This window comes from Pantoea sp. DY-5 (assembly GCF_019795955.1).
GTDB classification, from domain to species: Bacteria; Pseudomonadota; Gammaproteobacteria; order Enterobacterales; family Enterobacteriaceae; genus Pantoea; species Pantoea leporis.
The window spans coordinates 655,022-679,972 of record NZ_JAIMIE010000001.1 but is presented as its reverse complement, the minus strand read 5'-3'; the positions used below and the strand labels follow the sequence as shown (position 1 = coordinate 679,972).

The following is a 24,951-nucleotide window of genomic DNA, read 5'->3' as shown; positions in this document are numbered from 1 at the left end:
CTACGCGTGCAGTGGTAACAGCAAAATCGCCAGCATCTGTCGCGCATTCGCTGGCAGATCGCCGCCGCCGGTGTAGCCATTGTTCTCAACGATCACCGAATTCAAACCCACCAACCAGTCATAGATGTAGTAAGCGGTATGATTAGCGGGCGCGGCCGAAAGACGCGTCAAACGCTGTCCCGGCGAGAAGCTGACGCTCGGCGCAGGCGGACGGGCAAAAATCGTCTGACCGCGATTGACGCGACTTTCAGGACGTTCGCTCTCCGGGCGCTGTAAAAAGCCCAGCCACGCCACAAAATCCCCCAGCACCGTCATGGCGCGTGAAACCTGACGATCGGTACGCGCTTCATGGGCGCTGGCCTGCGCATCCGGCTCGTTAAGCGCGCTTTGCAGTTTGCTCAGCACCTTGAGACGGAAGCTGGCGGTAATTAACTCTTCCACCAGCATCTCCAGCGTCGGCTTATCGACGTTGAGTAGCGCCAGCAGGCTGCGGCTCTCCGGCAACTGACGCAAATGCTCCAGCCACAGCGCAAACACCTGTTGCGGGAACTGCTGATCGCGCTCACCGCCCGAACTGCGCGGCTCAGCGGCAGCTACCGGCTCATCTTTAAACAGATCGAACTCGAAGCCGATGCCAAAATAGCTCTGCTCAGCGGCCGCGGTTTTGGCGCTGTGCTGAATGTGATTGCTGCTGCTCTGGCTCAGCCACAGCTGGCGCACCGCTTCACGCGACGGCTGCAAACGCTCCAGCAGTTCGCCGTGCAAACCGGTGCGATGTTGCAAACATTTCAGCAGCGTATCGGAGATCGCCTGCTTGCGAGCTGCCTGTTCTGGCGTGGCGCTGGATTCGGTCCACGGCTGCAAACGTTCCACCAGCTTGTGCTGCAGCGCGCTGAGCTGCAGCGCAAGACGATCGCGGCGCGCTTCCGGCTGCATCTCATCCTGCAACCAGCTGCCCATGCGATCGACGCCCGCGCGATCGAGCGCCAGCATTGAACCCCAACTCTGTCCCGGCTGACCAATCTGGCGTTGTACCGCTTCATCAACGTTAATCTGCTGCTGCTGATAGCGCGCGTCATACGGCGTGATCGCCCAAATCAGACGCGGCTTCTCACCGCTGGCGGCGATGGTTTGATGTATGTGCCACTCGCGCAGCGCGCTGGCGGCCACATCGGTATCCTGACGCTGGCTGGCGGCGGTACAGATCAGCATCAAATCAATGCCCTGACGCGCGGCGTAAAGCCCCGGCAGCAGCGCGCGTTTCTGTTCCAGCAGCGTGGCGCGCAGCGGATCGCGTTTGCGCAGCTGCGCCAGTTCATCCTGTTGCGCGCGATCGGCTGGCGTGCCCGGCGCGGGCAGCTCCAGCATATCTGCATCATCGTACAGCGCCTGACGCGGCGTGGAGCTGAGCGGCAAGGTGATCTCCAGCGTCAGCAGCGACAGCAATCCCAGCGGCACATGCTGCGCTTTCCCCACGCGATTGGCGACGATAGGACACACTTCGATCATCTCCTGCCAGTCGGCATCGTTACCAATCAGTTTTTCTGCTGGCAGCGCGGCATCATCCACCAGCACGCTGAGCGGCGCTAACACGCGCGGCGCGTGGCGCAGCTGGTGGCGCAAATGCATCAGGCTGCGCAGACTTTCATTCAGCGCGTTTTGGCCCGGCCACAGCAGGGCAAACAGCTGCACGCGGTCATCCACGTTGAGCCACGGCGCCAGCGAAACCGCCTGCGGCCAGAAGTGACGATCGAGAATCTCGGCATGACGATGGTGACGACGGCTCCACGCCCACAGCGTGATCAGCGCATCGCTGTCGAGGCCAGGCTGCGGTTCATCCTGACGATGGCGCTGCAAACGCTGCAAAGCGGCATCGATCTGCGCCGTGTCCGGCTGAAGTTCGCTGTTGGCGCAGGCCAGCATCAAACGAATCAGTTCCACTTCGCTCAGCAGCGTCATCTCCAGCGGCCAGGCGTTGGATTGGGTTTCGCGCTGGTGGCTGAAGCGGGTAGCGATGGCGAAATCGAGATTGCCGGGATTGATGTTCTGAAAATAATTCAGGGTTTTATCGCCGAGACGCGCGATCAACTGGCCCTGCGCATCGCCAACCATCTCACTCAGCAGCCAGGCTTTGCCCGCCTGCGACTGACCAAACAGCGCCAGCGTCACCGGACGCGCCAGCTGGCGCGCCAATGCATGGCTTTCCACGCGCGCGCGGCGCAGCTGCAGCGTCAGGGTTTCGGCTTCCAGCGCCAGACGTGGGGCGTGCGCCTGATGGGTTTCCACCCAGTTCAGCGCGCCATCCAGCGTTTCCTGCATCAGGCTCAGACGTTTCGCGGGCGTAACCGGCGAGGCTTTTTTTGCAGTTCTCATCGTTTGCAGACGCTCCCGCTGTCGATCCAATATTGCGCATTCGCGTTGCCGGTGGCAGAAAGCGTGTTCAGTTTCAGACTCAGTTGCTCCAGCGGCACACGCGTGCCGTCATCCATACGCGCATCGCTCAGCACCAAACGCTCCGGGCCGAGATTATCCGGGCCGGGCTGCACCGCCAGCTTAATGCGCAGTACGCTTTCGCCGGCAACCTGACGCGCCAGCGTCGGGTCCACAATGCTCAGGCTATACAGCGGCGAGGCCGGCCAGCGATCGTTCTCCAGCTGGCGGAAGCCGAGGCAAACGTTGCCGCGAATGCGGAAGCTGCTTTTGCGATCCAGCGCGAAACTGCTGCTGTCGAGATCGATCTCGCTATAGCACAGATTATCGTCGCTGAGCGCCGAGGTCTCATCCAGCACGCCGAGATAGCGAATGGTGGAGTACGGTTCGAAATCACCGGCACGGAACCAGAAGCTGCTGAGGCGCAGATCGAGCGCCAGCAGGCACAGCATCGCGCCGACTGCGGCGGTGGATTTCGGGTTATCAATGCGGCCTTGCTTGTTGAACGGATACCAGTCGCTGGTGTGATAGCCTTCCAGCGACAAAATACGGCTGCCCGGCAGCGGTTGCAGATGTCGCACCAGCGCCTGAATGCCAGGAAAGCGTGACGGACGACCGGTGAGCAGCAGCACATCGCACTGATATAGTGACACCACTTCACACATCGCGCGCAGCGCCGGAATGATCGCCATACGGTGTTGCAGGAACTCGCCGTGCAACTGCGCCATGCTGACCACCAGCGGCACTTCGAGCAGATCGAATCGGCTGTCGCCGCCGAGCGTGCGCTGAATTTCGCCATTCACAAACGCCAGCACGCTGCTGGCCGGTTTTTGCGGCACCAGCTCGCCGAACAGCGCGTTGATTTCACTGTGGCTGTCGAGCGGATCCCAATTTTCATACTGCTCCAGCACCGCCTGCGCCAGCGGAATAAACAGCTGTAGCGTCACTTGCTGACGCAGCGTGGCTTGTCCGTCCATACGGCTGTCGTGACCAAATAGCTTGTTCATCAACGGTTCGGCCAGCTGCAAACCGGCTTTCTGCAAGCTCTGTTGTAACGCTGGCAGAATCCACAGCTGAATCACGTCCAGCAGAATATCGTCACCGGCGACTTTGAAGCCTTCGCGGAACAGTAAGCGCGGGGTGATTTTGACATTGTTGCCCTGGCCGTCATCGAGGCGATATTGGGTAATGGCTAAATCGGTGGTGCCGCCGCCGATATCAATCGAAGCGATGCGCAGACTTTTACCCGGCAGCTCGTCAACTTCACGCGGACGATCCGGGCGCGCCATGCTGCTGAAGAAATCTTCTGCGCGGCCGGCAAAGTTGACCTGGGTTTCGTTGAATAGCCACACCATTTGACCACAGGTGGCTTCGTCCCACTCCATCTGCACATCCGGTACCGGACGCAGGCTGTTTGCCTGGCTGGCGGCGGTAAACGCTTCTTCGGCCGGATGCCAGCCCTCGGCTTTCCATACCAGCGCGATGGCTTCCTGCATGCGGCGACGGAAAATCTCACGCTCAGGCTTTGGCATCGCTGACGGCAGCGTCAGAATCACATGACGCAGCTGGCGCGGGGCCTGGCTTTGCGGCATGCGCTGGCGCTGCGCCACGCTGTTCATCTGCATCATCGCCTGCGCCAGCAGTTCGCACAGCATAAAGGTCATCAGCGAACTGCGGCTGTAGCTGGCGGAGAACACCGGTAGACGATCGTCTTCCGCCAGCGCGTGCAGCGGCTGGCCTTCGTCGTTGATCAGTAAGGTGAACGGCAGCGCGGTGGCCTGCGGCTCATCGCTGCTGCCGTTGGCGTTGAAGCGCCAGCCTGGCTGATAGCGCGCTTCATCCCACAAATAGCGGCGCGGGCTGGACAACCCGGTGCTGCCTTCGGTGCCGGCACGCAGCAGCGCCAGACGGCTGGCTTCACGGCCTACGCGCGTCAGTGACGGCCACATAAAGGCGTTTTCGCGGCCGCTCTCCAGCGAGAAGTTGGCCTTGCCGAAACGGGTTTCAGCAAACTCCAGACGGCTGTCGAACAGCTCGTTGTAAACCTGATGTGGCTCGGAGAGATCGCGCAGCTGCAGCTCATAGGTTTGACGCAGGCCGCTGCTCTCTTCGGCGTGATCTTCCACCAGAATGCCGCAGGTGTGCGAGTTGCCGACGTCGAGAATGATATCGACGTTGACCGCCGGCGTTTGCAGCGACGTTGCCTGAATGTAGATTTCCGCCAGATCGAGTTGTTCGCCCAGCAGTTCCAGTAAGTTGAGATAGTGCGCCTGATATTCGAATTCACGCAGCGCCTGATTCAGCTCCTGCTCACGGCGTGATTCCAGCGCATGCACCTGCTGGCTAAAGGTTTCACGCAGCCAGCCATCAACCCACGTATGGTCGAGAAATTCACCCAGCTCGTAGTTGTGCCAGGCGAGGGCGAAACTGACGCCGTTCTGCGCATCGGCTTTGCTTAAACCGTGCTGCTCGCCGCCATCCTGCTCAGACACAATACGCGTATCAAAGGCGAGGGTGATGCGATGGGTGTTGCCTGCCGCGTCAGGTTGCGCCAGCGGCGCCAGATGCAGACGCGCCCAGTTGTCCGGGCCGCCGATAAAACGACGTCCGCTGGTGCAGCGCAGCACCGGCAGCGGCAGCCATTGATGGGCCAGCAGTTTCAGGGAATCGGCCAGCGCGATATCCGTTTCCGGTCGCACCACTTCCGCTGCGCCGCCGTCTTCCGGATAGAGCAGGAACTTGCCGCTGTTGCCGTCGACGTTGAGGCGCAGCAGCGGGCCGTTGGCGGTTTGCCGCACGAACTGGCGGCGTGCCTGCAACGCAGGTAAACGCAAACCAAAATCAAGAAACTGCACACCGCTATCTTCAATCAGCGTGATTTTCTGTTTGTCATCGATGAGGGGAGCCAACATGTTTACTTACTCTCACGCTTAATCGTCAACGGGAAGACCTGATCTGCGCCATATTGCGCAGTACAGCTGGCGATGCCATCACCGGCTTTACACACCAGTTCCGGCATGCGGTAACGCGATTTATCGCTGCAGGTCGCAGTATAGCGGCTGCGCACTTCCATGCTGCCGGCGGTGGTCATCGCGGCGGTGACATCGGCTTTACAGCGGATGTTGTCGCCCTGGGTAATGGTAGCGGTGCCTTTGCCGTTGCGGATTTGATAACGCAGGCTTGGCGGTTTGCCGGTCGGCAGATTGGTTTGACGCAATGTGACGCGCCAGGTGCCGTTAATAAATTTCACCGATCCAACGCGCGCATCTTCGGTGGTCATCACCAAATCATCCGCTTTGGCCGGTTCGGTGTGTTCAGCGACCACCTCAGGCGGCGCGACAGGTGTGGCAACCGGCGCGGCGGCAACGACGGTGGCGGCGGTTTGTGGCAGCGTGGCGGCGAGTTTTTCCGCTTTAACCATCACGGCAGGCGGCTTACTCACCGGCACCGGCACATCCGCAACGCTAATCGCAGCAGGCTGCGGCGCGCTGTGCAGCCAGTAGGCGACGCCCGCAGCCACCAGCGCCGCAACCGGCAACAGCAGCATCAGCGGACGCACGGCAAAGGCGCGACGTGGCGGCGAGACAGGTTCGGGTAGCGGTTCAGGCGCGGCCTCAGCAATGACTTCAACCGCCGGTTCTTCGGCTTCAGGTTCCGGCTCAATCACCGGTTGAGCAGCGGCAGGCGGCACCTCGATCAGCGGCGCAATTACCGGCGCAACCACCAGCGGAGCAGGTGCTGGCGGTTCTGGCAGTAGCGGCGGCAGCGCATCTTCCAGCGAATCGCGCAGGCAGGCCAGCGCGTCATCACGCGAACGCGCCTGCGGATCAACAAAGCCCCAGAAGGTGATCACCGGTTTGCCATCCACCAGATAAACGTACTGCTGATCCGGGAACTGCAACGTTTTGCTCAGCAACGCACCAAACAAGCGCATCGCCGGATTCTCCGCATCGCGTGCACGCAGGCTCAGCGCCTGCAGATCCTGCTGGTTTAGCGTCAGCAGTTCCAGCGCCTGACGGCGCTCGTGATCGCTGGCACCCAGCCAGGATTTTACTTTGCCAGTAAACGGGGCGTACCAATCGAGGCGGTCACCGCGCTCGTTGACCTGCGGGATCGCGAGGCAATTGGCCAGCGTGGTTTGGCGGCGCAGGCGCAGGGTTTCACGGATTTGCAGCGCGGACGTCCAGACCGGCTGGCCGTTTTCACCCAGTGCCAGTACCGTGTCCAGATTGCCGCTGCGCAGAAAAGTTTTTGCCACTCGTTGGGCCCTTATCGGTGGTTGTCTGAGGCAGAACAGTGTGTGTTTTTGGCGATGATAGTGATCTTAAGCCAAATGCAGCGAAATCAAACGGCTGATAAAGGGGGAAAAACAGGGCGTTTTTCCCGCGTGCGGAGAAGATTGCTGAAATTTTAAGCGCGGCTGCGCGGGGAAAGGATCACATAGGTCAGCATGCCGCCGAGCAAACCCCAAAAGGCGGAGCCGATGCCGAGCAGCGAAACACCGCTGGCGGTGATCAGAAACGCCACGATGGCGCTGTCGCGCTGATCCGGTTCGGCTAAGGCGCGCTGCAAACTGCCGGACAGCGTAGCCAGCAGCGCGAGGCCCGCCAGCGTGGCAATTAACACCGGCGGCAAGGCGCTCAGCATGATGGCGATCAATCCGCCGGTAAATCCGGTCAGCAGATAGAACACGCCCGCCAATGCCGATGCCATCCAGCGGCGCGCCGGATTCGGATCGACATCGTCGCCCATACAGATAGCAGCGGTAATCGCAGCGATACACACCGAAAACCCGCCAAACGGCGACAGCACTAAAGCGATAAAGCCGGTCCAGCCGGTGAGCGCAGATACCGGCGGCTGATAGCCGTGCGCCTGCAAGGTGGCGATGCCGGGCGCATTTTGCGACGCCATGGTGACGAGAAAATAGGGCAAACCCACGCCAATCAGCGCCGCCAGAGTAAACTGCGGCATGATGAATTCCGGCCGACTGATCGCCAGCGCATGCGGCGGAAAGTGGATCGATTGCTGGCCGAGCGCCACCAGCACGCCCGCGATCAACGCCAGAATGATGGCGTAGCGCGGCAGCCAGCGGCGGCTCAACAACCACACCAGACACATGCTGCCGCACAGCGCGAAATTGCTCTGCAAACCGCTAAAGGTGCCGATGCCAAATTTCAGCAAAATCCCGGCCAACATCGCGGCCGCCAGCGACTGCGGAATGTGATTCATCAGGCGGGCGAACAGACCGGTGACGCCGCACAACACAATTAACAGGTTGGTGGCGACAAACACGCCCACCACTTCATTCAGCGTCAAACCCTGCACGCTGGTGGCGAGCAGCGCCGCGCCAGGCGTCGACCAGGCGGCGAGGATCGGCATGCGTGTCCATAGCGATAAGCCGAGCGAGGCCAACCCCATACCTACGCCGAGCATCGACAGCCAGCCGCCAATCTGCGCCGGCGAAGCGCCCGCCGCCTGCGCCGCCTGGAAGATCAGCGCCGCCGTGCTGCTGTAGCCCACCAGCACGGCGATAAAACCCGAAATCAGCATCGGGAAAGAGAAGGCACTGCGTGTGCTGGCGGTGGTCATCAGGTCATATCCGGTTGTGCGTTATAACGCACATTGTGGCATGGAGCGTTATAACGCACAAGTGCTACACTGCGCGCGAGCTTTTCGGGAGAACACATGGAAAATTTGCATCAACATTTGAGTCTGGCGCTGAAACAGCTGCGTCAGGCCAACGGCTGGAGCCTGACGCTGGCAGCGGATCGCACCGGCGTGAGCAAAGCGATGCTCGGCCAAATCGAGCGCGGTGAATCGAGCCCCACGGTGGCGACGCTGTGGAAAATCGCCACCGGCTTTAACGTGCCGTTTTCCTTCTTTGTGCAGGGCAGCGATCAACCGCCGGGCAGCGTGGCGACCTTCAGCCAGCCCAACGCGCAGATGCAGGTCAAGCCGCTGCTGCCGTACGATGCCAGACTGCGTTTTGATTTGCTGGAAGTGACACTGGCGGGTGGCGCGCAGAGCGATTCCTCGGCGCATGAAAGCGGGGTGATTGAGCAGGTTGTGGTGCTGGAAGGCGAATTGTTGCTGGGCGTGGAAGGCACATGGCGCCGCTTGCTTTCGGGCGAAGCCAGCCAGTTCGCCGCCGATACGCCGCACAGCTACCGCAATCCCCTCAACACGCCGCTGCGTTTCCACAGTTTGATTCATTATCTGCAGCGCGCCTAGGATCGCCATGCATGGCGACCACCAAACAATCTGGCACAATTACAAATTGATACGAAGGTAAACTACACAGTTTGCCTTCGTATTTATATACTCGCGGCTCATCAGTAAGGAGAAGGTGCCATGAGCGACCTTAACAGCGCGGCGGCGTTACTGCGCAGCATCAATGGCAAACTGGCGCGTCGCCTGCGGGAATCGGCGCCGCCGGGCGATCTCACCTGGCCGCAGGTATCGGTACTCGGTTATCTGGTACGCGATGGCGCCATGACGGTAACAGAATTGGCTACGCTGGAAGGGGTGCGCACGCAGTCGATGGGCGCCACCGTGGCGAGCTTGCAGACGCAGGGTATGGTGCAGGGCGCCGCCGATCCGCTGGATGGCCGGAAAACCCGCTATCAACCCACCGATGCCTGCCTGAAACTGATCGCCGCCAACCGCGCACAACGTGATGACTGGCTGCTCAACAGCATTGCGACGCAGTTGAATGCGCAGGAACAACACACGCTGCTGGCCGCGATTCCCTTACTGCAACGACTTGCCGACCAATAATCCTGAGAGGACTCAACATGGCTTTAACTACCCTTGACGACAACACCGCGCTGATTGTGATTGACCTGCAAAACGGCATTGTTGCGCTGCCGGTCGCACCGTTAGAGGCGCATGAAGTGATTGAGCGCTCAGCGCGTCTGGCCGATGCATTCCGCGGGCAAAAGCGCCCGGTGGTGCTGGTCAACGTTGCGGGCGGCGCGCCTGGCCGTAATGAGCAGCCGAAACACGCTGGCGATTTGCCAGCCGATTGGGCGACGTTGGTGCCGGACCTGGCGCAGCAGCGCGGTGACATCATCATTACCAAAAAAACCTGGGGCGCTTTCCATAACACGGATCTGCACGAGCAGCTGCAGCAGCGCGGCATCACACAAGTGGTGATTTGCGGCATCGCCACCAGCATCGGCGTGGAATCCACGGCGCGTCAGGCGTATGAGCTGGGTTACAACGTCACGTTGGCAACTGACGCCATGACCTGCCTGAATGCCGAAACGCATAAAAACAGCGTCGAGCGCATTTTCCCGCGCCTGGGCGAAACCGGCACCACCGATGATGTGCTGGCGTTGTTGAAGTAAGGATCATCATAGGGTGCGCATTCATGCGCACCTGGCTTTTAGGTCGCCATGAATGGCGAGCCTACAGTTCCTGCCACGGATTCAGCAACATCACGCCAGTGGTATCAAAATCCCGTACGTTACGCGTGACCAGAATCAGCTCGTGATGAATCGCTGTCGCCGCGATCAGCGCGTCGGTATGTGGGCGTTCATCAGGAATATGCAGCTGAGCGCAAAGGCGGGCCACGCTGCTATCAATTGAAAGTGTGCGCCAGGCAAATTCTGTCAGAACCTGCTCTTGATACCAGCGCTGTAAATGATGGGCTTGCTGAGGGTCTTTACGGGCGAACTTAAGAATACCTTTTTCAATTTCCATCAGCGTCAATGCTGAAATAAACATCTCTTCAGCATCAATGCTTTTAGCCCAGGCAATCACCTGAGGATTGGCTTTAGGCGTCCCTGCCTTACGTAATTCTGAAATAACATTGGTATCCAGCAAATAGCGCATTAGAACTCCACATCCCTGTTGATTATGGTCGCACGTTCTGGCTCAAAATCGATATCTACGCCGTCCGGCATGGCGAGTGAATCTACGATGCTTCGGTTTGAACCCGTGAGTTTTTTATACGCTTCAAATGTCAGTAAAACATGTGCAGGATTGCCACGGTCAGTAATATAAACCGGGCCTTCCTCGGCGGCTTTCTTGGCCCGGGATACCTCCTGATTAAAAGCTCGACTGCTGATTCTCGTCACTGTCATCACGACCTCCATGATATGTAGTGATGTTGCTACATAACTATAAAGCAATATGCCATGCTGGACAATATTTAACCAATAAAAAGCCCCACAAGCGACTTGCAGGGCTTTGATATCATCTATCCCCCGCGTTTATTTACTGAAACGCGTAACTCACTGTCAGGCCCACGCTATAATTGCGACCCGGCGCCGGTTCGTAGTAGCGACCGTTGCTTTCATTCACGATCACTGAACCGATGTAGTTGCGATCAAACAGGTTATCGACGCGGCCAAACAGATCCAGCGTCCAGTTCTGCACCAGCCACTTATAACCGCTGTTCACGCCGACCACGGTATAAGACGGCGCTTTCACGTCATTCTCATCATCCGCCGCGATATCGCTCAGGTAGCGCACATCGGTTCCGGCATACCAGCCTTGATCGGGCGCGTAAGCCAGTCCGGCGTAAGCCATGTTACGGGCAATGCCGGGAATGCGGTTGCCGTCGCAGCTTTCGGTGCCGCAGGCGTTAGAGCGGTAGCGGGCATCCAGCAAGGTCCATGCGGCTTTGAAGCGCCAGCTCTCGCCGAATTGCTGGTCGAGGCCCAGCTCCAATCCACGACGGCGGGTTTCCCCGGCGTTTTTGTAGCTGGTGCGGCCTTCAAAGCTGCTGTCAGAAACGATCTCGTTTTTGGTGTCAGTCTGGAAAATCGCCGCCGTTAACAGTCCGTTGCCGATGCGTTTTTTACTGCCCAGTTCGACCGTTTCGCTGGTGGCAGGCTGCAGGTTGAGATTCAGCCCGGCCTGATCGGCGGCGCGATAGGACAACTCATTCAGCGTCGGCGTTTCGAAGCCGCGACCAGCAGAAACGTAGGCGTTCCAGCTGTTATCAATGGCGTAATTCAGCGCAGCGGCAGGCAACCAGCGGTGATAGCGACGATTGCCGCTGTCATCGGGATCGCTGTCGGTGACGTAATAGTCATTGGAGTCGAAATTCACCGTGCTGAAACGCACGCCAGCATCCAGTGACAGTTTATCGGTTAGCTGCCACGCGGTTTGCAGATAGGGATCGAGGTTCCACATCAGGTTGCGTTCATTACGACGCATCTCGCCCTGTACGCCCAACCCGTCGCCGTTAAAGTTTTGATAACCTTTACGCTTCTCAGTCATGGTTTCATAGTCGAGCCCGCCAGTGAAGGTTACCGGAATGGTGAACAGCGCGTCGCGGTGCGTCCAGCGGGTATCAATGCCCTGATAATGACGCGACAAAGCAATCACGCCGCCGGGATAACCTGCGCGCAGCTGAGTGGCTTTAGGAATGGATTGATACTGCGTTGTTTCACGTTCACCCGCGTACATCATCACGCTCAGGTCATCGTTCTCACTCATCTGGCGCTGATAGTGCAGGCCTGCTTGCGTCTGATCGACGGTTTTACGCGCGTCGTACAAGCTCACGTTGCTGGCGACCTGGCGTGGATTATTTTTCCACTGCTCAGCGGTCAAACCGCCCGGGTCCTGCGCTTCAACGTGCACGCTGTTGAACAGCAGCGTCAGGGTGCTGACATCATCGATGCGCACGCCGAGTTTGGCGTTGCCGAGGTTTTTCTGCGCCGAGCTGTGATCGCGGAAGCCGTGCGTGGTAAAACGCGAGGCGGAAACCGTGTAGTTGACGTCGCCGGCTTGCGTACCGTCGCCGGTTGCACCGCTGGCTTTAACGCTGTTGCGCCAGCTGCCGTAACTGCCGTACCAGCTGCTGGCTTCCAGCGTGGTGGGTTGCTGTCCGGTTTCGGTTTCAACGTTAATCACGCCGCCCGACGAGTTGCCGTACAGCGCCGAGAAGGGGCCGCGCAGCACGTCGATGTGATCGATGGAGCCGATATCGATGTTGGAAGTTTGTCCCTGGCCATCGGGCATGGTGGCGGGGATCCCGTCGACGTACATACGAATGCCGCGCAGGCCAAAGGTGGAACGCGAACCAAAACCGCGCACCGAAATCTGCAGGTCCTGCGCATAGTTCTGGCGGTTTTGAATTTGCAAACCGGGCACGCTGCTGAGGTTTTCTGACAAATTGACGCGCGGTGCCGCGTGGCGCATATCGTCGCCGGACACCACACTAACTGCCGCTGGCGTATCCAGTTCAGACAGTCCAGATGCGGACGGCGCCGCGCTCACCACCATGGTGTTGCTGGCCGCGTTTGCCGCCAGCGCCGAGACCGGTAACATCGCAGGCAGCATCAGCAGCGAAGCCTGTCGCAGTAAAGCTATTTTCATTATGAAAGACCGTAAAAAGGGCGTGGAATGTACCGAATGGAACATTAATGGCGCGTATGTTAATCGTTTTATCATTTGTTTGAAAAGCGTAAATAGTATGACGGATTATTCATCATTGCGGCGTTGAAAATGTTTTTTCATGGCATCTCTGGCTGGCTGCGACAGGGAAATTCTGTCAGTCTGGCGGTTTTGTCTTAAGGCACAAAAGAGAGGGAATGATGAGTCAACAACCTGTGGTCGCGGTATTGGGATTGGGCGCGATGGGGCATGCGTTTGCCGCTAACCTGTTGAAAAAAGGCTTCACGGTGCGCGGCTGGAACCGCACGCGTGCCAAAGGCGAAGATCTGCTGGATGCAGGCATCACGCTGGCCGACAGCGCCGCGCAAGCGGTTGAAGACGCGGATGTGGTGATCGCCATGCTGGCCGACGGCGATACCACGCGTCAGGCACTGAACGACGCCAGCACCGCGCTCAAGCAGGGCGCGACAATTTGCCAGATGGGCACCATCGGCGTGGCCGCCACCGATCAACTGATTGCGGAATTCAAAAGCACGCGTCCGGACGTGGTGTTTATCGATGCACCGGTTTCTGGCACCAAAGCGCCAGCAGAGAATGCGCAAATCCTGGTGATGGCCAGCGGCGATCAGAGCAACGCGCAGGCCGCCGAGCAGGTGTTCGCCGCGATCGGTAAAGGCACGCAATGGCTGGGCGAGGCGGGCGCCAGTTCGCGCATGAAGCTGGTGGTGAATAGCTGGCTGATTGGTCTGATGCAGAGCCTGGCGGAAAGTACGCGTCTGGCGGAAGAGTTTGGTTTCAGCACCGACGATCTGTGGAAAGTGCTGGATGGCGGTCCGCTGGCGGCACCGTACGCCAAAATGAAACTTGGCATGATTGCCAGCGGTGATTTCACGCCGCAGATGCATCTGGTGTGGGCGCTGAAAGACGCCAAACTGGCGCTGGATGCGGCGGGCGATAGCAAACTGCCGGCGCTGGAAAACATTGTGGATGTCTGGCAGCAAGCGGTAGATGCCGGTTACGGCGAGCAGGATCTGGCGGCGGTTTATCAATATCTGAAACGCTAACATGAGTGCGCGGCTCAACTTCGACTTCGCCTATCGTCCGCTGGTGCCCTATGCGCACGATTATGCGCATGGCGACGCGGAGCCGTGGCATCACCACGCCTGCGCCCAGCTGATCCACACGCTGAGCGGCGTGGTGAAAGTGGAAACGCAGCACGGCAGCTGGATTGTGCCGCCGAGTCGCGGCGTCTGGCTGCCGGCGGGGACGCGTCACGCACTGCACATTGTTGGCGCGGTGGCCGCGCGCACGCTGTTTGTGGATCCGCTGGCGCGCGCCGATCTGCCCGCCAGTTGTCAGGTGGTGCAGATTTCGCCGCTGCTGCGTGAGTTGATTGTCAGCGCGCTGGCGCTGCCGGAGCAGTACGTTCCGGGTAGCCGCGCCGAGCGGATTTACGAGCTGATCCTCGATGAGATCCGCGTGATGGATGTGCTGCCGTTTGGTCTGCCGCTGCCGGAGAGCGAGCGGCTGCTGAGTTTGTGCCAGCAGATCCAGCAAGCGCCCGGGGAAAACTGGACGCTGGCCCGCGCGGCTACGCAACTCTGCGTGGCCGAACGCACGCTGGCGCGCCATTTCAGTCGCGAAACCGGGTTACAATTCAGCGACTGGGTGCGCCGCGCGCGACTGAGCGTGGCGTTAACCCGCTTAGCGCAGGGCGATAGCGTGCTGACGGTGGCGCTCGATCTCGGTTATGACAGCCCGAGCGCCTTCAGCGCGATGTTTCGCCGCGTGCTCGGCGTCACGCCAGCGAACTACTTTCCTGCGGCAGAAAAGCGTGCGCTGCGTTGAGCAGCGCCTGCAGTGAAGCGCGCGCCACATCATTATCAATGCCCACGCCCCACGCGCGTTCACCGCGTGCATTAATGCAGCTGATGTAGGTCACCGAACGACTGTCGCTGCGTTTGCCCAGCGTGTGTTCGTGATAATCCTCAATGGTGATGATTACGTCATAGCGCTGACGCAGCGCGGCAACGGCGGCTGAGAGCAAGCCGTTGCCTTTACCTTCCAGCATCAACTGCTGCGCGCCCTGTTGCAGCCGCGCCCTAAGGCGCGTTTCGCCTTTATCGTCGCTGTGACTTTCCGCTTCCAGCAAACAACGCGCGGGCTGTGTTAAGCCGTAATGCTGACAAAACAGCTGCCACAGCGCGTGATGGGTCATCTCCTGACCGTGCTGGTCGGTTTGCTGCTGCACCAGACGGCTGAAATCCTGCTGCAAGCCGCGCGGCAGTTGCAGACCGTGATTCTGCTCCAGCAGCCAGGCGGCGCCGCCTTTACCCGATTGACTGTTAACGCGGATCACCGCTTCGTAGCTGCAGCCGATATCCAGCGGATCGAGCGGCAGATACGGCATCTGCCAGATTGCTTCTTCACGCTCAGCACGGGCGGCAAAGCCTTTGCGTATCGCATCCTGATGCGAACCGGAGAAGGCGGTAAACACCAGTTCACCGGCATACGGATGACGCGGATGCACTGGCAGCTGGTTGCAGCGCGTCACCACTTCCAGCACCTGCTGGATATCGCTGAAATCGAGCTGCGGCGCGATGCCCTGAGTGTAGAGATTGAGCGCCAGCGTGACGATATCGACATTGCCGGTGCGCTCGCCGTTACCAAACAAACAGCCTTCCACGCGATCGGCCCCCGCCAGCAGCGCCAGCTCGGCGCAGGCGATGCCGGTACCGCGATCGTTATGCGGATGCACGCTGATCGCAACCTGCGATCGCTGGCTGAAGTGGCGACAGAAAACCTCAATCTGATCGGCATAGACGTTCGGCGTGTTCACTTCGACGGTCGCGGGCAGGTTGATGATCATTGGACGCGCCGGGCCCGGTTGCCAAATCGCCGCCACCGCTTCGCAAATCTCCAGCGCAAACTCCGGTTCGGTAAAGCAGAAGGTTTCTGGCGAATACTCGAAGGTCCACGCAGTATCCTTTTGCGCTTCGCAACGGGCGCGAATTTGACGCGCACCGGCGCAGGCCAGTTCGATAATCTCGGCTTTGCTCTGGCGGAACACGCGCTCGCGGAACAGCGGCGCGGTGGCGTTGTAGAGATGAATAATGGCGTTCGGCGCGCCACGCAGCGCGTCGAAGGTGCGATCAATCAGATCGCTGCGCGCCTGGGTCAACACCTGAATCGCCACATCGTCTGGAATGTGCTTCTGCTCAATCAGCAAACGGACAAAATCAAAATCGGTCTGCGATGCTGCCGGAAAGGCCACCTCAATCTCCTTAAAGCCACAGCGCAGCAGCAGTTGCCAGAACTCCAGCTTGCGCGCGCTGTCCATTGGTGTCGCCAGCGCCTGATTGCCGTCGCGTAAGTCGGTAGAGAGCCAGCGCGGTGCCTGCGTCAGTTGGCGCGAGGGCCACTGACGATCGGGTAAGTCGATAACCGGAAACGGGCGGTATTTTGTAGCGGGTTGCGTGAGCATAACGATCTCCTTGTAATGTGGCGTTCAGTCTCGCCTGGCATCGCGCGGCGCGGCTCGCGCATTGCTGACAATCATTCGCGCAAAAGTGACAATTGCGCAGCCATGCTGTCGGTCGCCATAAATGACGACCCTACAAATGCGTGGGGTTAGGTCGTAGGGTCGCCATTTATGGCGACCGCATCACACCGCTATATGCCATTGTCGGCATATCTCATGCGAAATCGGCATCGGTCATTTGGCGCGCACGGGTTAGGCTGGGGTTTTGCGCGATGGGATAAAACACAATGAAAAGAGCAGCTTTGGCACTATTAATCGTGGCAGCCAGCGGCGCGGCGGCGGCAGAAACCGTGACGCTGCGCATTGCCGATCAAAAGGGAAATATGCACGCCGAAATGGAAGCGGCGCAGCAGTTGAACAACCTCAATTATAAAATCGAATGGGCCGAGTTCCCGGCGGCGGCACCGCTGGCGGAAGCGCTGAATGCCGGTGCGGTGGATGCCGGTATTATCGGAGATGCGCCGCTGCTGTTCTCGCTGGCGGCCGGTTCGCAGGTGAAAGCAGTGGCGGTGAGCAAGTCGATACCTGAAGGATTGGCGGTGCTGGTCAGCCCGGATTCGCCCATCAAAACCGTCGCCGAACTGAAGGGTAAAAAAATCGCGACTGGACGCGGATCGATTGGTCACTTTGAGGCGCTCAAAGCGCTGGAGCAAGCGGGCGTCAGCGATAAAGAGGTCAACTGGCGCTTCTTAACGCCGGCGGATGCGCGCATCGCGCTGGCAAACGGTTCGGTGGATGCCTGGTCAACGTGGGATCCTTATACCGCGCTGGCAGAAGTGACCCACACCGGACGCGTGCTGGTGAACGGCGTTGGCCTGTCCAGCGGCAACAGCTTCCTCGCCGCCACCGACGCCGCGCTAAACGATGAAGCCAAACGCGCGGCGCTGCAGGATTACGTCAATCGCTTAGCCGCCGCCGATCGCTGGGCCAACAGCCATGTCGATGAGTACTCGACCACGCTGGCAAAAATCATCGGTTTCCCGAAAGAGGCGGCGGCGAAATCCTTCTCACGCCGCAAATCGCACTGGCAGAGCATTGATGATGCCACCATCGGCCAGCAGCAGGAGACCGCCGATTTCTACCAGAAATACGGTTTGATCCAGCAGCATCTTGATGTGAAACCGACTTTTTATCACGGCTTAAAGGTTGCGCAGAACTAACCCTTTGTGCGCCCGCATTTGGCGAAACAGCAGCGCGCGCGTAGCATGGCGCCATGTTGTTTCGTCAAAGAACCCCTCATGTTGCTAAAAACCTTCGACGGTCATAACGACCTGCTTCTCAATCTGTGGCTGCATCATCGCGATGATCCGGCGCAGGCCTTTTTTCACGGCATCGAAAAGGGCCACCTCGATTTTCCGCGCATGCAGCAGGGCGGTTTTGCCGGTGGGCTGTTCGCGATGTTCGTGCCGCCAGCGCGCTATGTCAAAGAGGTCGCACCGCAGCGAGCTGAGGAAAATCTCGATCCGCTGACGATTCTCTGGCAGCAGCTCGACATCCTGAAAACGCTGGCGGCGCAATCTGAAGGGCGGGCGCGGTTATGCCTTAACACCGCTGATATTGCCGCCTGTCGCGCTGACGGCGTGCTGGCGCTGATGGCGCATATTGAGGGCGCAGACGGGTTTGATGGCGAGGGTGAAGCGCTTGATGCGTTTTACCAGGCGGGCGTACGCAGCATCGGGCCGTTCTGGAATCTGCCCAATCGCTTTGGCGAAGGTGTCAGCGGATCATTCCCCAACTCACCGGACAGCGGGCCGGGTTTGACCGAACAAGGTGAGCAGTTGATCGCCGCTGCCAATCGCCATCGCATGCTGATCGATATGTCGCACATGAACGAGAAAGCCTTTTGGGACACCGCGCGCCTGTCAACCGCGCCGCTGGTGGCGACGCACTCCAATGCGCACGCGCTCTGCGCGCAGCCGCGCAATCTGACCGACGATCAGCTGCGCGCCATCCGCGACAGCGGCGGCGTGGTGGGCGTGAATTTTGGCAACGCTTTTCTGCGCAGCGACGGAAAACGCGACAGCGATACCGCATTGATCGAAATTGTTAAACATGTTGAGCACCTGATCGCGATAATGGGCCGCGATCATGTGGCGCTGGGCTCCGATTTTGATGGCATCAGCGTGCCTGAGGCGCTGAAAGACGTGAGCGGATTACCGCATCTTTATGCGTTGTTGCGTTCGTTCGACTACGATCAAACAGCACTTGAGCAGCTCGCATGGGGCAACTGGCAGCGCGTGTTGCAACAAATTTGGCAGGATTAGCACCATTCCCTTACCGAATCAGGGTTGATCTGCTCGCTACATTGGCGCAACATCTGCGCGCGTACGGATTGCGATGTGATCTAAGTCACAGCCGCAATCCTCTTCAGCAGAGATTTCTCTGCGTTTTTGCTTTATGAGGAAGACCATTATGTGGAAAAAACCTGCGTTTATTGACCTGCGTCTGGGCCTGGAAGTGACTCTGTACATCTCCAACCGCTAAGACTTCTGCCCGCCGTTCGTGCGGGCATTTTGTTTTCTCTCTTTGGTCAACGTTCATGTTTATTAAAGTCCTCGGTTCAGCGGCGGGCGGCGGCTTCCCGCAGTGGAACTGTAACTGCGCCAATTGCAGCGGCCTGCGTAACGGCAGCATTCAGGCGCAGGCGCGCACCCAATCTTCGATCATTGTCAGCGACAACGGTGAAGATTGGGTGCTGTGCAACGCCTCGCCGGACATCAGCCAGCAAATTGCCCACACGCCAGAACTGATCAAAAAGGGTGTGCTGCGCGGCACGGCGATTGGCAGCATCATTCTCACCGACAGCCAAATCGATCACACCACTGGCTTGTTGAGCCTGCGCGAAGGCTGTCCGCATCAGGTGTGGTGCACGCCGGAAGTGCATGGCGATCTCACCAGCGGTTTCCCAATTTTCACCATGTTGCAGCACTGGAATGGCGGCTTGCAGCATCATGCGTTAACGCCGCTGGAGCCGTTCCGCGTCGATGTCTGCCACAGTTTGCAGTTCACCGCGATTCCGATTCTCAGCAACGCGCCGCCGTATTCGCCGTATCGTAATCGCCCGCTGCCGGGCCACAACGTGGCGCTGTTCATTGAAAACACCGCCAACGGCCAAACGCTGCTCTACGCGCCGGGACTCGGCGAGCCGGATGCCGTGATCATGCCTTGGCTGCAAAAAGCCGATTGCCTGTTGATTGATGGCACGGTGTGGCAGGACGACGAGCTGCTCGCCACCGGCGTTGGCAAAAATACCGGCAAAGCGATGGGCCACTTAGCGTTGGCCGAAGAACAAGGTTTAATGGCGTTGCTGGCTGCGCTGCCGGCCAAACGCAAGATTTTGATTCACATTAACAACACCAATCCGATCCTTAATGAGCAATCGCCGCAGCGCGCCTATTTGACGCAGCAGGGCATTGAAGTGAGTTGGGATGGCATGGCGATTCATCTGCAGGAGTTTGCATCGTGATCATCACTGAAGCATTATCGCCCGCCGCGTTTGAGCAGGCGCTGCGCGATAAAGGCGCGTTCTACCACATTCATCACCCGTATCACATTGCCATGCACAATGGCGAGGCGACGCGCGAGCAGATTCAGGGTTGGGTGGCGAACCGCTTCTATTATCAGACCAATATTCCGCTGAAAGATGCGGCGATCATGGCTAACTGCCCGGATGCGGCGACGCGGCGTAAATGGGTACAGCGCATCCTCGATCACGACGGCAGCAACGGTCACGAAGGCGGGATTGAAGCCTGGCTGCAGTTGGGTGAGGCGGTGGGGCTGGATCGTGACGTGTTGCTGTCCGAGAAGCTGGTGCTGCCGGGCGTGCGTTTTGCGGTGGACGCCTACGTGAACTTCGCGCGCCGTGCTAACTGGCAGGAAGCGGCCTGTAGCTCGCTCACCGAGCTGTTTGCGCCGCAGATTCATCAGTCGCGCCTCGACAGCTGGCCGCAGCACTATCCGTGGATCAAAGAGGAAGGCTATTTCTACTTCCGCAGCCGTTTGAGCCAGGCGAACCGCGATGTGGAGCATGGACTGGCGCTGGCGCTTGAGGTGTTCACCAGCGCCGAACAGCAAAACCGCATGCTGGAGATCCTGCAGTTTAAGCTCGATATTCTCTGGACCATGCTCGATGCCATGACCATGGCGTATGCGCTGCAACGTCCGCCTTATCATACGGTCACCGATCAGGTGTCCTGGCACAGCACAAGACTGGTATAACAACATGAAAGATAATGTGATTCCGGCTTTCCGTCGCGGCTACCGCATGCAGTGGGAAGCGGCGCAGGATAGCCATGTGGTGCTCTATCCGGAAGGCATGGCCAAATTGAACGAGACCGCCGTGGCGATCCTCGAACTGGTGGATGGCAAACAGGATGTGGCGGCGATCGTTGCCACGCTGGATGCGCGTTTCCCGGACGCGGGCGGTGTCGGCGACGACGTCAAAGAGTTCCTGCAATCCGCCATCGAACAAAAATGGATACAGTGTCGTGAACCCGAGTAAAAGCGTGACGCCACCGCTGTGGCTGCTGGCAGAACTGACCTATCGCTGCCCGCTGCAGTGTCCGTATTGCTCCAATCCGCTTGATTTTTCCCAGCAGGAGAAAGAGCTGACCACCGAACAGTGGATTGAGGTGTTTCGTCAGGCGCGCGCCATGGGCAGCGTGCAGCTCGGTTTTTCCGGCGGCGAACCGCTAACCCGTAAAGACCTGCCGGAGCTGATTCGCGCCGCGCGCGATCTCGGTTTCTACACCAACCTGATCACCTCCGGCATCGGCCTGACGGCGAAAAAACTCGATGCCTTTGCCGACGCCGGACTCGATCATATCCAGATCAGCTTCCAGGCCAGCGATGAAACGCTGAACGCGGCGCTGGCCGGGTCAAAAAAGGCCTTCCAGCAGAAGCTGGAGATGGCGAAAGCGGTGAAAGCGCACGGCTATCCGATGGTGCTGAATTTCGTGCTGCATCGCCACAATATCGACCAGATCGACAAAATCATCGATCTCTGTATCGAACTGGAAGCCGACGATGTCGAGCTGGCGACTTGCCAATTCTATGGCTGGGCGCAGCTCAATCGTGAAGGATTGCTGCCGACGCGCGAGCAGATCGCCAACGCCGAAGCGGTGGTGGCCGATTATCGTCAGCGCATGGGCGCCAGCGGCAATCTCACCAATCTGCTGTTCGTGACGCCGGATTACTACGAAGAGCGGCCGAAACCCTGCATGGGCGGATGGGGATCGATCTTCCTCAGCGTCACGCCTGACGGCACCGCGTTGCCGTGCCACAGCGCGCGTCAGCTGCCGGTTGAGTTCCCGTCGGTGCTGGAGCGCACGCTGGACGATATCTGGTACAACTCGTTTGGTTTTAACCGCTATCGCGGCTTTGACTGGATGCCGGAACCCTGTCGCTCCTGCGATGAAAAAGAGAAAGACTTTGGCGGCTGTCGCTGTCAGGCCTTTATGCTGACCGGCGATGCCGATAACACCGATCCGGTGTGCAGCAAATCGCCGCATCACGGCAAGATCCTCGAAGCACGACGTGAAGCCAACTGCAGCGACATCAAAATCCAGCAGCTGCAGTTCCGCAATCGCAGCAACTCCGAACTGATCTTTAAGCAGCGCGTCACCTGATGCACGCGCGCCAGCTCACGCTCGCCAACGGCCTGCGCTGCCATCTTTATCATCAGCCCGACGCGCGTGAGGCGGCGGCGCTGATGCGCGTGCAGGCCGGCAGTCTGGATGAAGCGGATCGCTGGCCGGGTTTGGCACATCTGCTGGAACATCTGCTGTTTTGCGGCAGCGAAGTTTTTCACGGCGACGACCGCCTGATGCCGTGGCTGCAGCAGCAGGGCGGCCAGGTGAACGCCACCACGCAGTTGAGCCGCAGCGCCTATTTCTTTCAGCTCCCAGCTGCGGCGTTGTCGGCGGGCGTGCAGCGGCTGTGTGATATGTTAGCGGCACCGTTGCTGACAGCGCAGGCCATTCAGCAGGAAGCGGCGGTGATTGAGGCTGAGTATCAACTGCTGCAAAACCATACCGACACCCTGAGTGAAGCTGCCGTGCTGGATAAGTTGCCGGGACGTTTCCAGCGCTTCCGAGTCGGCAGTAGGTTTGCATTTGGTGACAACGTCACGGAGTTACAATCCGCACTACGCGATTTTCATCGCCGTTTCTATCGCGCTGAAAATATGGAACTTTGGCTGCAAGGGCCGCAATCACTGGATGAGCTCGAACAGCTGGCGGCACGCTTCGGCGGCAGTTTGCTGGCGGGCGGAGAACGCGCTGTGGCTGTTAAACCTGCGCTGCTGCCCGGGGATCGTTTACTGCAATCAGGCGGTGAAGAAAATTTCTGGCTGACGATGTTGGTGGCGGGCGATGAGCAGACTGTGCGTGACAATGTCACCTTATTAAAAGCATTCTGGCAGGACGAAGCGCCCGACAGCTTGCTGGCGCAGTTGCGCGTTGAGGCGTTATGCGAAACCTTTGACGCGCATTGGTTATGGCAAGATGAGCAGCAAACGTTACTGGCGCTGCGCTTTAGCGCCAGACGCATTTCACCGGCGCAGGCGCAACAGATTGAGCAACGCGTTTGGCAGCATCTGGCTGCGTTAACTGAATGTACTGCGATTCAGCTGCAGCATTACGCACAGCTCGCGCAGCAGGATTTCGCGACCTTGTCGCCGCTGGAACAGCTACGCGGCCGGGCATTAGGATTCGCGCCCGGCTGCGCGCTACCAGACAACTTCACGAATTTTGCCGCAGCGTTGCCGCATTGGCCGCGCACGCGTCTGCTCACGCAGCAACAGATCGATGGCGCACCGCATCAGACTCAGGGCTTTACATTGCAACTGGCCGAGTGGCTGCCGCCGTCGCTGGCTGCGACCCAACCCGCAGCGTTTCACTTCTATCCTGCGTCTGCCGCCGTTCAGCTCCCTTGTCCTCCGCGCGTGGCGCAGCCGTTGCCGCTGATTGCTCCGGTAAAACAGGTTGAAACGTTGCTGCTGCGTCCGGCGTTTTATCAGATCTTGAGTGATGAAGAAGCGCAGGCGCGGCAGCGCCAGTTACGCCCGTTGCTGGCGGAATTGCGCCACGCGGGTGGCAACGGCAGCTGGCAACAGACGCATGCAAGCTGGCAACTGCTGCTCAATCTGCCCGCATCCGCCGATCGTGCGTTGTTTAGCGTGCATCAGGCATTACAGGCGCTCAACACGCCGGTGCTGGCGCAACCCGCAGTGAATACCCCTTCGATTGTGATTCGTCAATTGCTCGCCGCGTTGCCCACTCGCTTGACCAAGCCATTGCCCTCGCCGCAATGGCTGGCGGCATGGTGCGGCACCCATACCGCGTTAAGCCAGCGCGTGGCGCATCTGCTCAGCGATTTTACGCCGGATCTGGCGCGCGACACGCCGCCGGCACGACTGCAACGCGGCATCGTGCCCATCGCCTGCGACGGGCACGATCAGGCGCTGCTGCTGTTTATGCCGTTACCGCAGGCCGACGATGCCAGCCTGGCCGCTTTACGCGTGCTGGCGCTGATGCTGGAAACGCGCTTCTTCCAGCGGCTGCGCGTGGATCAGCAAATTGGCTATGTGGTGTCGGCGCGCTATCAGCGGGTGGCGGATGTGGATGGCTTGATGCTGGCGCTGCAATCACCGGATATCTCCTGGCGCGCGCTGCTGGGTCACTGCAAACGCTTTATGCGTGAGATGGTCGCGGAGATCGCGGCAATCTCGCCGCAAAAGCTGGCGGCATGGCAGGCGAGCTTAATGACGCAGTGCGTAAGCAAAGATAATGGCGAGGCCGCACTCGAAACCCTGCGCCAGCAGCACGGCCTGGCCACTCTCAATCGCGCGGCTATTCAGGCACTGACACTGCAGCAGCTCGAGCAACTGCATCAGCGTCTGCTGCGCGAACGGCATCGCTGGTTGATTTTGGTCAATCAAAGCTGAAAGGCGATGGTTTTGCCGTTGGGCAGTGTCACGTCGATACGCAGTTCGCCACCCAATGCCGCGACGTAACGTTTCAATGTGGACAGGCGCGGATCGTTGCCTGGATTTTCCATCTTTGCCAGCGTGGGCTGCGAGACGCCGATAGTGCGTGCCAGTTCGGTTTGCGAGAGGTTGAGCTCTTCGCGTAACTGGCTTAAAGCAATCTCCTGGCGCAATATTTCGACTTTCTTAGCAATGCGCTGCTGGCTTTCAGGTGATTGTTTTTGCATTAATTCTTTTAAAGTAGCCATCTTATCCCTCCATCCGCGCCAAATGCTTGCAGTATTCCACTTCAGCGAGGCGAATCATTGTTCGGTAAAATTGTTTTTGGTTAAAACCGGTCTTATTTCCAGCGCATAACACGATAGCGCGTCGCACCGGATCAAAAGCGAAAAAGGCTCTGATGGGCTTACCGGCGTGCTGAACGCGCAGCTCTTTCAGATTAGGGAATTCGCCACCCTTTAATGTATCGACATAGGGGCGGCCAAGTTGTGGTCCCATCTCTCCTAAAATCGTCATCGCCGCTAACATGTCTTCACGTAGTGCTTCACTTTGCGCCACAAACCACTGTTCAAAAACATCCGTTGTTAATATTTCCCACATAATGCCATCCCATAGCTTATTTGCTATGGGATAAGTTATAGCT

General features: G+C 59.0%; 23 protein-coding genes. 13 read left to right on the top strand and 10 right to left on the bottom strand.

Translation table 11 applies throughout. From position 1 onward, the window contains the following. From K5Y30_RS03160 to K5Y30_RS03145, 4 genes are all read right to left on the bottom strand, one after another. The gene (locus K5Y30_RS03160) at nucleotides 1-2,373 is read right to left on the bottom strand and encodes a virulence factor SrfC family protein (protein ID WP_222210484.1); all 2,373 of its coding nucleotides are present in this window, start codon (nucleotides 2,371-2,373) and stop codon (nucleotides 1-3) included. Further along, complete coding sequence (locus tag K5Y30_RS03155; protein ID WP_222210483.1) at nucleotides 2,370-5,342, bottom strand: virulence factor SrfB; 2,973 nt, start codon at nucleotides 5,340-5,342, stop codon at nucleotides 2,370-2,372. The genes K5Y30_RS03160 and K5Y30_RS03155 overlap by 4 nt, the downstream gene beginning before the upstream one ends. A gap of 2 nt (nucleotides 5,343-5,344) precedes the next feature. Then, nucleotides 5,345-6,688: an SrfA family protein gene (locus K5Y30_RS03150; protein WP_222181941.1), complete on the bottom strand. Its 1,344-nt coding sequence runs from the start codon at nucleotides 6,686-6,688 to the stop codon at nucleotides 5,345-5,347. Between the two features lie 152 nt (nucleotides 6,689-6,840). Further along, on the bottom strand, nucleotides 6,841-8,019 hold the full coding sequence (locus tag K5Y30_RS03145; RefSeq protein WP_222210482.1) for a benzoate/H(+) symporter BenE family transporter: 1,179 nt from the start codon (nucleotides 8,017-8,019) through the stop codon (nucleotides 6,841-6,843). Between the two features lie 96 nt (nucleotides 8,020-8,115). Here K5Y30_RS03145 and K5Y30_RS03140 point away from each other — a divergent pair, with 96 nt between their 5' ends. The 3 genes from K5Y30_RS03140 (at nucleotide 8,116) to K5Y30_RS03130 (ending at nucleotide 9,779) form a co-directional block, all read left to right on the top strand. Further along, complete coding sequence (locus K5Y30_RS03140; RefSeq protein WP_222210481.1) at nucleotides 8,116-8,661, top strand: helix-turn-helix domain-containing protein; 546 nt, start codon at nucleotides 8,116-8,118, stop codon at nucleotides 8,659-8,661. 120 nt (nucleotides 8,662-8,781) lie between these two features. Continuing rightward, a complete protein-coding gene (locus K5Y30_RS03135) occupies nucleotides 8,782-9,207 on the top strand; it encodes a MarR family winged helix-turn-helix transcriptional regulator (RefSeq protein ID WP_222210480.1) in 426 nt (141 codons plus the stop codon). A gap of 17 nt (nucleotides 9,208-9,224) precedes the next feature. Further along, on the top strand, nucleotides 9,225-9,779 hold the full coding sequence (locus tag K5Y30_RS03130) for an isochorismatase family protein (RefSeq protein ID WP_192411905.1): 555 nt from the start codon (nucleotides 9,225-9,227) through the stop codon (nucleotides 9,777-9,779). A 61-nt stretch (nucleotides 9,780-9,840) separates the two neighbouring features. Here K5Y30_RS03130 and K5Y30_RS03125 read toward each other — a convergent pair whose 3' ends face one another. From K5Y30_RS03125 to pqqU, 3 genes are all read right to left on the bottom strand, one after another. Next, the gene (locus K5Y30_RS03125) at nucleotides 9,841-10,266 is read right to left on the bottom strand and encodes a type II toxin-antitoxin system VapC family toxin (protein ID WP_192233729.1); all 426 of its coding nucleotides are present in this window, start codon (nucleotides 10,264-10,266) and stop codon (nucleotides 9,841-9,843) included. Continuing rightward, nucleotides 10,266-10,517, bottom strand: a complete 252-nt coding sequence (locus K5Y30_RS03120) for a type II toxin-antitoxin system prevent-host-death family antitoxin (protein WP_101764487.1) — start codon at nucleotides 10,515-10,517, stop codon at nucleotides 10,266-10,268. The genes K5Y30_RS03125 and K5Y30_RS03120 overlap by 1 nt, the downstream gene beginning before the upstream one ends. Nucleotides 10,518-10,650: 133 nt before the next feature. Beyond that, entirely contained in the window at nucleotides 10,651-12,762 is a 2,112-nt protein-coding gene (pqqU, locus tag K5Y30_RS03115; RefSeq protein ID WP_222210479.1) for a TonB-dependent receptor PqqU, read from the bottom strand. A gap of 104 nt (nucleotides 12,763-12,866) precedes the next feature. On the opposite strand from pqqU, the gene K5Y30_RS03110 reads away from it, so the two are divergent. Next, on the top strand, nucleotides 12,867-13,844 hold the full coding sequence (locus K5Y30_RS03110) for an NAD(P)-dependent oxidoreductase (RefSeq protein WP_370634186.1): 978 nt from the start codon (nucleotides 12,867-12,869) through the stop codon (nucleotides 13,842-13,844). A gap of 1 nt (nucleotide 13,845) precedes the next feature. Continuing rightward, on the top strand, nucleotides 13,846-14,628 hold the full coding sequence (locus tag K5Y30_RS03105; protein ID WP_101764486.1) for a helix-turn-helix transcriptional regulator: 783 nt from the start codon (nucleotides 13,846-13,848) through the stop codon (nucleotides 14,626-14,628). Here the strand turns inward: K5Y30_RS03105 and leuA are convergent. Next, nucleotides 14,579-16,264: a 2-isopropylmalate synthase gene (gene leuA, locus K5Y30_RS03100; RefSeq protein ID WP_222210478.1), complete on the bottom strand. Its 1,686-nt coding sequence runs from the start codon at nucleotides 16,262-16,264 to the stop codon at nucleotides 14,579-14,581. The genes K5Y30_RS03105 and leuA overlap by 50 nt on opposite strands. Nucleotides 16,265-16,548: 284 nt before the next feature. Between leuA and K5Y30_RS03095 the strand changes: the two genes are divergently transcribed. From K5Y30_RS03095 to pqqF, 8 genes are all read left to right on the top strand, one after another. Then, nucleotides 16,549-17,481, top strand: coding sequence for an ABC transporter substrate-binding protein (locus tag K5Y30_RS03095; RefSeq protein ID WP_222210477.1), 933 nt, complete (start codon nucleotides 16,549-16,551; stop codon nucleotides 17,479-17,481). 78 nt (nucleotides 17,482-17,559) lie between these two features. Continuing rightward, on the top strand, nucleotides 17,560-18,585 hold the full coding sequence (locus K5Y30_RS03090; protein WP_222210476.1) for a dipeptidase: 1,026 nt from the start codon (nucleotides 17,560-17,562) through the stop codon (nucleotides 18,583-18,585). A gap of 148 nt (nucleotides 18,586-18,733) precedes the next feature. Beyond that, nucleotides 18,734-18,805 carry a pyrroloquinoline quinone precursor peptide PqqA gene (pqqA, locus tag K5Y30_RS03085; RefSeq protein WP_002905689.1) on the top strand — a complete coding sequence of 24 codons (72 nt, stop codon included), beginning with the start codon at nucleotides 18,734-18,736 and terminating at the stop codon, nucleotides 18,803-18,805. Between the two features lie 55 nt (nucleotides 18,806-18,860). Then, nucleotides 18,861-19,787 (top strand): pyrroloquinoline quinone biosynthesis protein PqqB, encoded by a 927-nt coding sequence (gene pqqB, locus K5Y30_RS03080; RefSeq protein ID WP_222210475.1) that lies wholly within the window; start codon nucleotides 18,861-18,863, stop codon nucleotides 19,785-19,787. Next, nucleotides 19,784-20,539 (top strand): pyrroloquinoline-quinone synthase PqqC, encoded by a 756-nt coding sequence (gene pqqC / locus K5Y30_RS03075; RefSeq protein ID WP_222210474.1) that lies wholly within the window; start codon nucleotides 19,784-19,786, stop codon nucleotides 20,537-20,539. Before pqqB ends, pqqC begins: the two co-directional genes overlap by 4 nt. 4 nt (nucleotides 20,540-20,543) lie before the next feature. Then, nucleotides 20,544-20,822, top strand: a complete 279-nt coding sequence (gene pqqD, locus K5Y30_RS03070) for a pyrroloquinoline quinone biosynthesis peptide chaperone PqqD (protein ID WP_061720121.1) — start codon at nucleotides 20,544-20,546, stop codon at nucleotides 20,820-20,822. Then, nucleotides 20,809-21,948, top strand: coding sequence for a pyrroloquinoline quinone biosynthesis protein PqqE (gene pqqE / locus K5Y30_RS03065; protein WP_222210473.1), 1,140 nt, complete (start codon nucleotides 20,809-20,811; stop codon nucleotides 21,946-21,948). Before pqqD ends, pqqE begins: the two co-directional genes overlap by 14 nt. Continuing rightward, nucleotides 21,948-24,266: a pyrroloquinoline quinone biosynthesis protein PqqF gene (gene pqqF / locus K5Y30_RS03060; protein WP_222210472.1), complete on the top strand. Its 2,319-nt coding sequence runs from the start codon at nucleotides 21,948-21,950 to the stop codon at nucleotides 24,264-24,266. The genes pqqE and pqqF overlap by 1 nt, the downstream gene beginning before the upstream one ends. Here the strand turns inward: pqqF and K5Y30_RS03055 are convergent. After that, nucleotides 24,257-24,556, bottom strand: coding sequence for a helix-turn-helix domain-containing protein (locus K5Y30_RS03055; protein ID WP_222210471.1), 300 nt, complete (start codon nucleotides 24,554-24,556; stop codon nucleotides 24,257-24,259). The genes pqqF and K5Y30_RS03055 overlap by 10 nt on opposite strands. 1 nt (nucleotide 24,557) lies before the next feature. Next, entirely contained in the window at nucleotides 24,558-24,908 is a 351-nt protein-coding gene (locus K5Y30_RS03050; protein ID WP_222210470.1) for a type II toxin-antitoxin system RelE/ParE family toxin, read from the bottom strand. Between the last annotated feature and the right edge of the window lie 43 nt (nucleotides 24,909-24,951).

Coding starts and splice junctions, on each gene's coding strand:
- K5Y30_RS03105 (WP_101764486.1), top strand. CDS start 13,846: ATGAGTGCGCGGCTCAACTTCGACTTCGCCTATCGTCCGCTGGTGCCC.
- K5Y30_RS03160 (WP_222210484.1), bottom strand. CDS start 2,373: ATGAGAACTGCAAAAAAAGCCTCGCCGGTTACGCCCGCGAAACGTCTG.
- K5Y30_RS03155 (WP_222210483.1), bottom strand. CDS start 5,342: ATGTTGGCTCCCCTCATCGATGACAAACAGAAAATCACGCTGATTGAA.
- pqqD (WP_061720121.1), top strand. CDS start 20,544: ATGAAAGATAATGTGATTCCGGCTTTCCGTCGCGGCTACCGCATGCAG.
- K5Y30_RS03130 (WP_192411905.1), top strand. CDS start 9,225: ATGGCTTTAACTACCCTTGACGACAACACCGCGCTGATTGTGATTGAC.
- pqqU (WP_222210479.1), bottom strand. CDS start 12,762: ATGAAAATAGCTTTACTGCGACAGGCTTCGCTGCTGATGCTGCCTGCG.
- K5Y30_RS03140 (WP_222210481.1), top strand. CDS start 8,116: ATGGAAAATTTGCATCAACATTTGAGTCTGGCGCTGAAACAGCTGCGT.
- leuA (WP_222210478.1), bottom strand. CDS start 16,264: ATGCTCACGCAACCCGCTACAAAATACCGCCCGTTTCCGGTTATCGAC.
- K5Y30_RS03120 (WP_101764487.1), bottom strand. CDS start 10,517: ATGACAGTGACGAGAATCAGCAGTCGAGCTTTTAATCAGGAGGTATCC.
- K5Y30_RS03095 (WP_222210477.1), top strand. CDS start 16,549: ATGAAAAGAGCAGCTTTGGCACTATTAATCGTGGCAGCCAGCGGCGCG.
- K5Y30_RS03050 (WP_222210470.1), bottom strand. CDS start 24,908: ATGTGGGAAATATTAACAACGGATGTTTTTGAACAGTGGTTTGTGGCG.
- pqqB (WP_222210475.1), top strand. CDS start 18,861: ATGTTTATTAAAGTCCTCGGTTCAGCGGCGGGCGGCGGCTTCCCGCAG.
- K5Y30_RS03125 (WP_192233729.1), bottom strand. CDS start 10,266: ATGCGCTATTTGCTGGATACCAATGTTATTTCAGAATTACGTAAGGCA.
- K5Y30_RS03090 (WP_222210476.1), top strand. CDS start 17,560: ATGTTGCTAAAAACCTTCGACGGTCATAACGACCTGCTTCTCAATCTG.
- K5Y30_RS03145 (WP_222210482.1), bottom strand. CDS start 8,019: ATGACCACCGCCAGCACACGCAGTGCCTTCTCTTTCCCGATGCTGATT.
- pqqF (WP_222210472.1), top strand. CDS start 21,948: ATGCACGCGCGCCAGCTCACGCTCGCCAACGGCCTGCGCTGCCATCTT.
- K5Y30_RS03135 (WP_222210480.1), top strand. CDS start 8,782: ATGAGCGACCTTAACAGCGCGGCGGCGTTACTGCGCAGCATCAATGGC.
- K5Y30_RS03055 (WP_222210471.1), bottom strand. CDS start 24,556: ATGGCTACTTTAAAAGAATTAATGCAAAAACAATCACCTGAAAGCCAG.